6 protein-coding genes are annotated in these 7,915 nt (G+C 59.0%); 4 read left to right on the plus strand and 2 right to left on the minus strand.

Going from position 1 to position 7,915, the window contains the following annotated elements:
* Positions 1 to 88: 88 nt before the first annotated feature.
* Entirely contained in the window at positions 89 to 2,830 is a 2,742-nt protein-coding gene (acnA, locus tag QMX84_RS25220; RefSeq protein WP_282365068.1) for an aconitate hydratase AcnA, read from the minus strand.
* A gap of 227 nt (positions 2,831 to 3,057) precedes the next feature.
* On the opposite strand from acnA, the gene rlmM reads away from it, so the two are divergent.
* From rlmM to pdxB, 3 genes are read left to right on the plus strand one after another with little or no spacing between them, the layout of a single operon-like run.
* The gene (rlmM, locus tag QMX84_RS25225) at positions 3,058 to 4,134 is read left to right on the plus strand and encodes a 23S rRNA (cytidine(2498)-2'-O)-methyltransferase RlmM (protein WP_153334839.1); all 1,077 of its coding nucleotides are present in this window, start codon (positions 3,058 to 3,060) and stop codon (positions 4,132 to 4,134) included.
* 14 nt (positions 4,135 to 4,148) lie between these two features.
* The gene (gene tusA / locus QMX84_RS25230; RefSeq protein ID WP_153331290.1) at positions 4,149 to 4,397 is read left to right on the plus strand and encodes a sulfurtransferase TusA; all 249 of its coding nucleotides are present in this window, start codon (positions 4,149 to 4,151) and stop codon (positions 4,395 to 4,397) included.
* 55 nt (positions 4,398 to 4,452) lie between these two features.
* Positions 4,453 to 5,595 carry a 4-phosphoerythronate dehydrogenase PdxB gene (pdxB, locus tag QMX84_RS25235; RefSeq protein WP_262123973.1) on the plus strand — a complete coding sequence of 381 codons (1,143 nt, stop codon included), beginning with the start codon at positions 4,453 to 4,455 and terminating at the stop codon, positions 5,593 to 5,595.
* Between the two features lie 65 nt (positions 5,596 to 5,660).
* Here pdxB and QMX84_RS25240 read toward each other — a convergent pair whose 3' ends face one another.
* Positions 5,661 to 5,834, minus strand: coding sequence for a PA1571 family protein (locus QMX84_RS25240; RefSeq protein ID WP_048368841.1), 174 nt, complete (start codon positions 5,832 to 5,834; stop codon positions 5,661 to 5,663).
* Between the two features lie 253 nt (positions 5,835 to 6,087).
* Here QMX84_RS25240 and QMX84_RS25245 point away from each other — a divergent pair, with 253 nt between their 5' ends.
* The gene (locus tag QMX84_RS25245; protein ID WP_262123975.1) at positions 6,088 to 7,845 is read left to right on the plus strand and encodes an ABC transporter transmembrane domain-containing protein; all 1,758 of its coding nucleotides are present in this window, start codon (positions 6,088 to 6,090) and stop codon (positions 7,843 to 7,845) included.
* Positions 7,846 to 7,915 lie beyond the last annotated feature (70 nt).

Genomic DNA, 7,915 nt, shown 5'->3' on the forward strand with positions numbered 1-7,915 from the left:
GGGCTTGCTCGCGATGCAGGCGATGCGGTTTTTCTGTTAGACCGCGTCGATTCCATCGCGAGCAAGCCCGCTCCCACAGGTTTGGCTGTTACGAAGCAATCAACTGGCGCAGCACGTAGTGCAAGATCCCGCCCGCCTTGAAGTATTCCACTTCATTGAGGGTGTCGATCCGGCACAGGACCTGGACCTTTTCCTGCTGGCCGTCTTCACGGGTAATCACCAGGGTCAGGTTCATTCGCGGTTGAATGTCGGCGCCGGTCAGCCCGAGGATGTCCAGGGTCTCCTTGCCGGTGAGTTTCAGGCTCTTGCGGTTCTGATCCAGCTTGAACTGCAAGGGCAACACGCCCATGCCCACCAGGTTGGAGCGGTGGATACGCTCAAAACTCTCGGCAATCACCGCTTTGACGCCCAGCAGATTGGTGCCTTTGGCCGCCCAGTCGCGGCTTGAGCCGGTGCCGTACTCCTGACCGGCAATCACCACCAGCGGCGTGCCCGTGGCCTGATAACGCATCGCCGCGTCGTAGATCGCCAGCTTTTCGCCGGTCGGGATGTACAGGGTGTTACCCCCTTCTTCACCGCCGAGCATTTCGTTGCGAATACGGATGTTGGCGAACGTGCCACGCATCATCACTTCATGGTTGCCGCGTCGCGAACCGTAGGAGTTGAAGTCTTTGGGCTCGACGCCTTTCTCGCGCAGGTAACGCCCGGCCGGGCTGTCGGCCTTGATATTGCCGGCTGGGGAGATGTGGTCGGTGGTCACCGAATCCCCCAGCAGCGCCAGAATGTTCGCGCCCTTGACGTCTTCAATGACCGGCAATGGCCCGTCAATGTCATCAAAGAACGGCGGGTGCTGGATATACGTCGAGCTGTCTTGCCAGACATACGTCGCCGCCTGCGGCACTTCAATGGCTTGCCATTGCTCGTCACCGGCAAATACTTCGGCGTATTCCTTGTGAAACATGCCGGTGCTGACTTGCGCCACGGCGTCGGCGATTTCTTTCTGGCTCGGCCAGATATCGCGCAGGTACACCGGCTGGCCGTCTTTGCCCACGCCCAGCGGTTCGCTGCTGATGTCGATACGCACCGTACCGGCCAACGCATAGGCCACCACCAGCGGCGGCGAGGCCAGCCAGTTGGTCTTGACTAGCGGGTGTACGCGGCCTTCAAAGTTACGGTTGCCCGACAGCACAGACGCCACGGTCAGGTCCGCTTGGGTAATGGCTTTTTCAATGGGGTCGGGCAGCGGCCCGGAGTTGCCAATACAAGTGGTACAGCCATACCCCACCAGGTCGAAGCCCAATTGATCGAGGTACGGGGTGAGGCCAGCGGCCTTGTAGTAATCGGTAACCACCTTGGAGCCGGGGGCCAATGAGGTTTTCACCCAAGGCTGGCTTTTCAGGCCTTTTTCCACGGCTTTTTTCGCCACCAGCCCGGCAGCCATCATCACGCTGGGGTTGGAGGTGTTGGTGCACGAGGTAATGGCGGCAATCACCACGGCACCGTTTTTCAGGCGCCAGGTTTTGCCATCGAGGCTGTAATCCGCCTCGCCAACCGACTCTGCGCTGCCCACGGCCACGCCGCCACCGCCTTCACTTTCGAGGCGGCCTTCTTCTTTACTGGCCGGTTTGAACTGCAGGCTCAAGAAGTCGCTGAAGGCTTGCGCCACGTTGGGCAGGGCGACCCGGTCTTGCGGGCGTTTTGGTCCGGCCAGGCTGGCCTCGACGGTGCCCATATCGAGCGCCAGAGTGTCAGTGAAAATCGGCTCCTGGCCCGCCTCGCGCCACAGGCCCTGGGCTTTGCAGTAAGCCTCGACCAGCTTGACCGTGGCGTCCGGGCGACCGGATAAACGCAGGTAATCGAGGGTGATCTCATCCACCGGGAAAAACCCGCACGTAGCGCCGTATTCCGGGGCCATGTTGGCAATGGTGGCACGGTCCGCCAAAGGCAAATCGGCCAGGCCATCGCCGTAAAACTCGACGAACTTGCCGACCACGCCCTTGCTGCGCAGCATTTGCGTGACCGTCAGCACCAGGTCAGTGGCGGTGATGCCTTCTTTGAGCTTGCCACTGAGCTTGAAACCCACCACTTCAGGGATCAGCATCGACACGGGCTGGCCGAGCATGGCGGCTTCGGCTTCAATCCCGCCCACGCCCCAGCCCAAAACGCCAAGGCCGTTGATCATGGTGGTGTGCGAGTCGGTGCCTACCAGAGTGTCGGGGAAGGCATAGGTGCGGCCGTCTTCGTCTTTGGTCCAGACCGTGCGGCCCAGGTATTCAAGGTTCACCTGGTGACAAATCCCGGTGCCGGGCGGTACCACACTGAAATTATCGAAGGCATCCTGGCCCCAGCGCAAAAACGCATAGCGTTCGCCGTTGCGTTCCATTTCGATATCAACGTTTTGCTCAAAGGCGCTGGTGCTGCCGAACTTGTCGACCATCACCGAGTGGTCAATCACCAGGTCAACCGGTGACAACGGGTTGATGCGTTGCGGGTCGCCCCCGGCCTTGGCCATGGCAGCGCGCATGGCGGCCAGGTCGACCACCGCCGGTACGCCGGTAAAATCCTGCATCAACACCCGCGCCGGGCGGTACTGGATTTCACGGTCGCTGCGGCGTTCCTTGAGCCAGGCGGCAAGGGCCTTAAGGTCGGGTTCGGTGACGGTCTTGCCGTCTTCCCAGCGCAGCAGGTTTTCCAGCAGCACTTTAAGAGACATCGGCAGCTTGCTCAAATCGCCCAGGGTTTTGGCGGCGAGCGGCAGGCTGAAGTAGTGATAAGTCTTATCGTCGACTTTTAAGGTAGAAAGGGTTTTCAGGCTATCGAGGGAGGACATGAAATGACTCCTTTTGATCCGCACGGCACGGATCGTGTGATACGAACAGAACAGTGAGCAGAGCTTCAAACCTAGCCCTGATTCAGTGATCTGGCTAATAACTGGACTGTCTATAAGGCTTCAAGGTTCCGAACTCAGTTATCATGCCCGCCTTTTCGTGACAGACCTTGTTCCAGGACAAGGTAGCGCAGCGGTTTAATGTCTTGCCGCTGCCCAGGAGTAAATCAATGAACACCGTTTTTATGCATTGCCGGCCCGGTTTTGAAGGCGAAGTCTGCTCGGAAATCGCCGAGCATGCCGCCCGTCTTAATGTCTCCGGCTACGCCAAGGCCAAGCCAAGCGCGGCCTGTGCCGAGTTTGTCTGCACCGAAGCAGGCGGTGCTGAGCGCCTGATGCAGCGCCTGCGCTTTGCCGAGCTGATTTTCCCGCGCCAATGGGCACGCGGCAGCTTTGTCGACCTGCCAGAAACCGACCGGATCAGCGTCATCCTTGAACACATGGCCGATTTTCCGGTGTGTGGCAGCCTGTGGCTGGAGGTGGTCGACACCAACGACGGCAAAGAACTGTCCAACTTCTGCAAGAAGTTCGAAGGGCATTTGCGCAAGGCGCTGCTCAAGGCGGGCAAGCTGGTCGAAAACGCCGACGACAAACCGCGTCTGCTGCTGACCTTCAAAAGTGGCCGCGAAGTGTTCCTCGGCCTGGCAGAGTCCAACAACTCGGCCATGTGGCCGATGGGCATTCCGCGTCTCAAGTTCCCGCGTGAAGCCCCGAGCCGCTCAACCCTCAAGCTGGAAGAGGCCTGGCACCACTTCATCCCGCGTGATCAGTGGGATGACCGTTTGCACAGTGACATGACCGGTGTTGACCTCGGCGCAGCCCCCGGCGGCTGGACCTGGCAACTGGTCAATCGCGGCATGCTGGTGATCGCCATCGACAACGGCCCCATGGCTGAAAGCCTGATGGACACAGGGTTGGTGCAACACTTGATGGCCGATGGCTTTACCTTCAAGCCCAAGCAGCCGGTGGACTGGATGGTCTGCGATATCGTCGAGAAGCCTGCGCGCAATGCGGCGATGCTCGAAGAGTGGATTGGCGAAGGGCATTGCCGTGAGGCGGTGGTCAACCTGAAGTTGCCGATGAAACAACGCTACGCCGAAGTGCGTCGCCTGCTGGACCGCATTGCCGACGGCTTCAAGGCGCGCGGTATCCAGGTTGAAATCGGCTGCAAGCAGCTGTACCACGACCGTGAAGAAGTGACCTGCCATTTGCGTCGACTGGACGTGAAAAAGCCTAAATCCCGCTGATTCAGGAGTAACCCATGAGTTTTGCTGACCTGCCGCTTGACGGCACTCTGGACGCCAGCGGCCTGAACTGCCCTGAGCCGGTGATGATGCTGCACCAACACATTCGCGATCTGGCGCCGGGTGGCTTGCTGAAAGTGATCGCGACCGACCCGTCGACCCGCCGTGACATTCCCAAGTTCTGCGTATTTTTGGACCACGAACTGGTCGGCCAGGCCGAAGAAGCGGGCACGTACCTGTACTGGATCCGCAAAAAGCAGGATTGATCGGCCCAAACGTGCCGACAACGCCTACACTGCCAGTCCTTGAAAGGAGCCTGCCATGCTGATTGTTGCTGATGAAAATATTCCGTTGGTCGATGCGTTCTTTGCTGAATTCGGTGAAATACGCCGTTTGCCGGGGCGCCAGATCACCCGGGCCGATGTGCATGATGCTGATGTCTTGCTGGTGCGTTCGGTGACCAAAGTCGACCGCGATCTGCTTGAAGGCAGCGCCGTGCGTTTTGTCGGTACGTGCACCATCGGCACCGATCACCTGGCGCTCGATTACTTTCATCAAGAGGGCATTCAGTGGTCCAGTGCGCCGGGCTGCAATGCTCGCGGTGTGGTGGACTACGTGCTCGGCAGCTTGCTGACACTGGCCGAAATCGAAGGCGCCGACCTCAATCAGCGCACCTACGGTGTGGTCGGTGCCGGCGAAGTGGGCGGGCGTCTGGTCAATGTGCTCAAGGGCTTGGGCTTCAACGTGCTGGTGTGCGACCCGCCGCGTCAGGCGGCAGAGGGCGGTGATTACGTCAGCCTTGAGCAGATCATCGAACGTTGTGACGTCATCAGCCTGCACACGCCTCTGGATAAATCCGCAGAGAACGCGACCTGGCATTTGCTCGACCAGCAGCGCTTGAACCAGCTCAAACACGGCACCTGGCTGATCAACGCCAGCCGTGGCCCGGTGATCGACAACAACGCCCTGCGTGAGGTGCTGACCCAACGCGAAGACCTGCAAGCGGTGCTGGATGTATGGGAAGCCGAGCCGCAGGTTGACGTTGAACTGGCTGACCTGTGCGTACTGGCAACACCGCACATTGCCGGTTACAGCCTGGACGGCAAGCAGCGGGGTACGGCGCAGATTTACCAGGCGTTCTGCGATTTTCTGGGGCAGGAAGCCGTCATCAAACTGGCCGACTTACTGCCTGCGCCCTGGCTGGCCAAGGTTGAACTGAGTGCTGACAGCGACCCGGCCTGGGCGCTGGCGACGGTATGCCGTGGGGTTTACGACCCGCGTCGTGACGATGCGGACTTTCGTCGCAGCCTGGTGGGCACGGTTCAGGAGCAAAAGCTGGCGTTTGACGCCTTGCGCAAACACTACCCGGTACGCCGCGAAATCGAAGGCTTGCAGGTACGTATAGAGGGTGAGTCGCAGGGTTTGACGCAGATGGTTAAAGCGCTGGGCGCAGTGCCAGTGTAGGAGCGAGCTTGCCTCGCGATCTTTTGATCTTTAAAAGATCGCGGGCAAGTAAGGTGTTGTCAGGTTCAGTCTTTGTTTACAGGCTTGACCAAACGCTGTTCCAGTTCTTGGCAGGCGTTCTGAATCATCTCTTCAGTGATGAGAACTTCATTACCTTCAGCGTCGATAAAGGCACACCCCAACGACGGTTGCTGGTGGGTGCGAATTACCGGAAGTGCTTGAGTGTTGATTGATTCCATGGCCTGTCTCCTCATCAGGGTGTAGCGCTACTTTAGATCCGTTAAATGACCAAGCTGTTACACACTTGGCCGCGGAACCCAGTCCAACAGAAATACTTCGAAACTTCTACCCTCACTTTAGAACTTTAACGCCTAGGGCTTGTGGCACCCGGTCATATTCAAAACGACTGAGAAAGGTTTACCAAGTGTTACCCCGGTTCGTTGTAGGCTGTGTGCGGCTTTCAACACTCGACCCCCTTTGCGGAACACCCTCATGCTCTCTTCCCGTCAGCGCCGCGCCATTCGTCTGGTCATTCATTTTGTAGCCCCTTACCGCTGGCATGCGGTCGGCGCGTTGCTGGCCCTGATCGTCACGGCGGGGATCACGCTGTCGATGGGGCAGGGCATTCGTTTGCTCGTCGACAAAGGCTTTATGACCCAATCACCGCACATGCTCAACCAGTCCATTGGCTTGTTTTTGCTGCTGGTGCTGGGCTTGGCGGTGGGCACATTCGTGCGTTTCTACCTGGTGTCGTGGATTGGCGAGCGGGTGGTGGCTGACATTCGTCGACAAGTCTTCAACCACCTGATCGGTTTGCACCCCGGTTTTTACGAAAACAACCGCAGCTCGGAAATCCAGTCGCGGCTGACCACCGACACAACATTGTTGCAATCGGTCATCGGTTCTTCGCTGTCGTTGTTTTTGCGCAACAGCCTGATGGTGATTGGCGGCGTGGTGCTGCTGTTTATCACCAACCCCAAGCTCACCAGCATCGTCGTGGTCGCCTTGCCCCTGGTGCTGTCACCGATCTTGATCTTTGGTCGTCGCGTGCGCAGCTTGTCGCGTCAAAGCCAGGACCGCATCGCCGATGTTGGCAGCTACGTGGCCGAGGCCCTGACCCAAATCAAAACCGTCCAGGCCTACAACCATCAGCAACAAGACCAGCAGCGCTTTGCGCAAACCGTCGAAGGCGCCTTTGCCACGGCTCGCAAACGTATCTTGCAGCGGGCCTGGCTGATCACCCTGGTGATCTCGCTGGTGCTGGGCGCAGTCGGCGTCATGCTCTGGGTGGGCGGCATGGATGTTATCGCCGGGCGCATTACGGGCGGTGAACTGGCCGCGTTTGTGTTCTACAGCCTGGTGGTCGGCAGTGCCGTCGGCACCCTGAGTGAAGTCATTGGCGAACTGCAACAGGCGGCAGGGGCGGCTGAGCGGATCAGCGAACTGCTGCAGTCCAAAAGCCAGATCGTCGTACCGGACAGCGGGTTGCAAGTGTTGCCAGAGCGGGTTGAAGGTAACGTGCGCATCGAAGATGTGTATTTTTCTTACCCGTCGCGTCCCGAAAGCTATGCGATTGCGGGCCTGAGCCTGACCATCAATGCAGGCGAAACCCTGGCCTTGGTCGGGCCATCCGGGGCTGGAAAATCGACCTTGTTTGACTTGCTGTTGCGTTTCTATGACCCCCAGCAAGGGCAAATCCTGCTGGAAGGGCGACCTGTCCAGCAACTTGACCCGCACGACTTGCGACGTTGCTTTGCCCTGGTCTCGCAGACCCCGGCGCTGTTCTTTGGCTCGGTCGAAGACAACATCCGCTATGGCAACCCGCAGGCCACGGACGCACAGGTCGAGGCGGCGGCGCGCATAGCCCATGCCCACGACTTCATCTTGCAAATGCCCCACGGCTACAAAACTCACTTGGGTGATGGCGGTCAGGGATTGTCGGGCGGGCAGCGGCAACGCCTGGCGATTGCCCGTGCACTGCTGGTAGATGCGCCGATTTTACTGTTGGACGAAGCCACCAGCGCGCTGGATGCGCAAAGTGAACACTTGATCCAGGAAGCGTTGCCCAGCCTGATGAAAGGCCGTACCACGTTGGTGATCGCCCATCGACTGGCAACGGTGCAGAATGCCGATCGCATTGCCGTGATGGATCAGGGCAAGCTGGTGGCGGTGGGCACACATGCCCAATTGATAGCCAGTAACCCGCTGTATGCGCGGTTGGCAGCGTTGCAGTTCAACACAGCGGACTAACCCTGTAGGAGCGAGCTTGCCCCGCGCTCTTTTATAGCGCTCTTTTTATGTTTTTAAAAAGATAGCGAGG

This window comes from Pseudomonas sp. PS01297 (assembly GCF_029959305.1).
Taxonomy (GTDB): Bacteria; Pseudomonadota; Gammaproteobacteria; order Pseudomonadales; family Pseudomonadaceae; genus Aquipseudomonas; species Aquipseudomonas helleri.

Excerpts from the sequence above, each read along its gene's own strand:
- acnA (WP_282365068.1), bottom strand. The coding sequence starts at position 2,830 with ATGTCCTCCCTCGATAGCCTGAAAACCCTTTCTACCTTAAAAGTCGAC.
- rlmM (WP_153334839.1), top strand. The coding sequence starts at position 3,058 with ATGAACACCGTTTTTATGCATTGCCGGCCCGGTTTTGAAGGCGAAGTC.
- tusA (WP_153331290.1), top strand. The coding sequence starts at position 4,149 with ATGAGTTTTGCTGACCTGCCGCTTGACGGCACTCTGGACGCCAGCGGC.
- pdxB (WP_262123973.1), top strand. The coding sequence starts at position 4,453 with ATGCTGATTGTTGCTGATGAAAATATTCCGTTGGTCGATGCGTTCTTT.
- QMX84_RS25240 (WP_048368841.1), bottom strand. The coding sequence starts at position 5,834 with ATGGAATCAATCAACACTCAAGCACTTCCGGTAATTCGCACCCACCAG.
- QMX84_RS25245 (WP_262123975.1), top strand. The coding sequence starts at position 6,088 with ATGCTCTCTTCCCGTCAGCGCCGCGCCATTCGTCTGGTCATTCATTTT.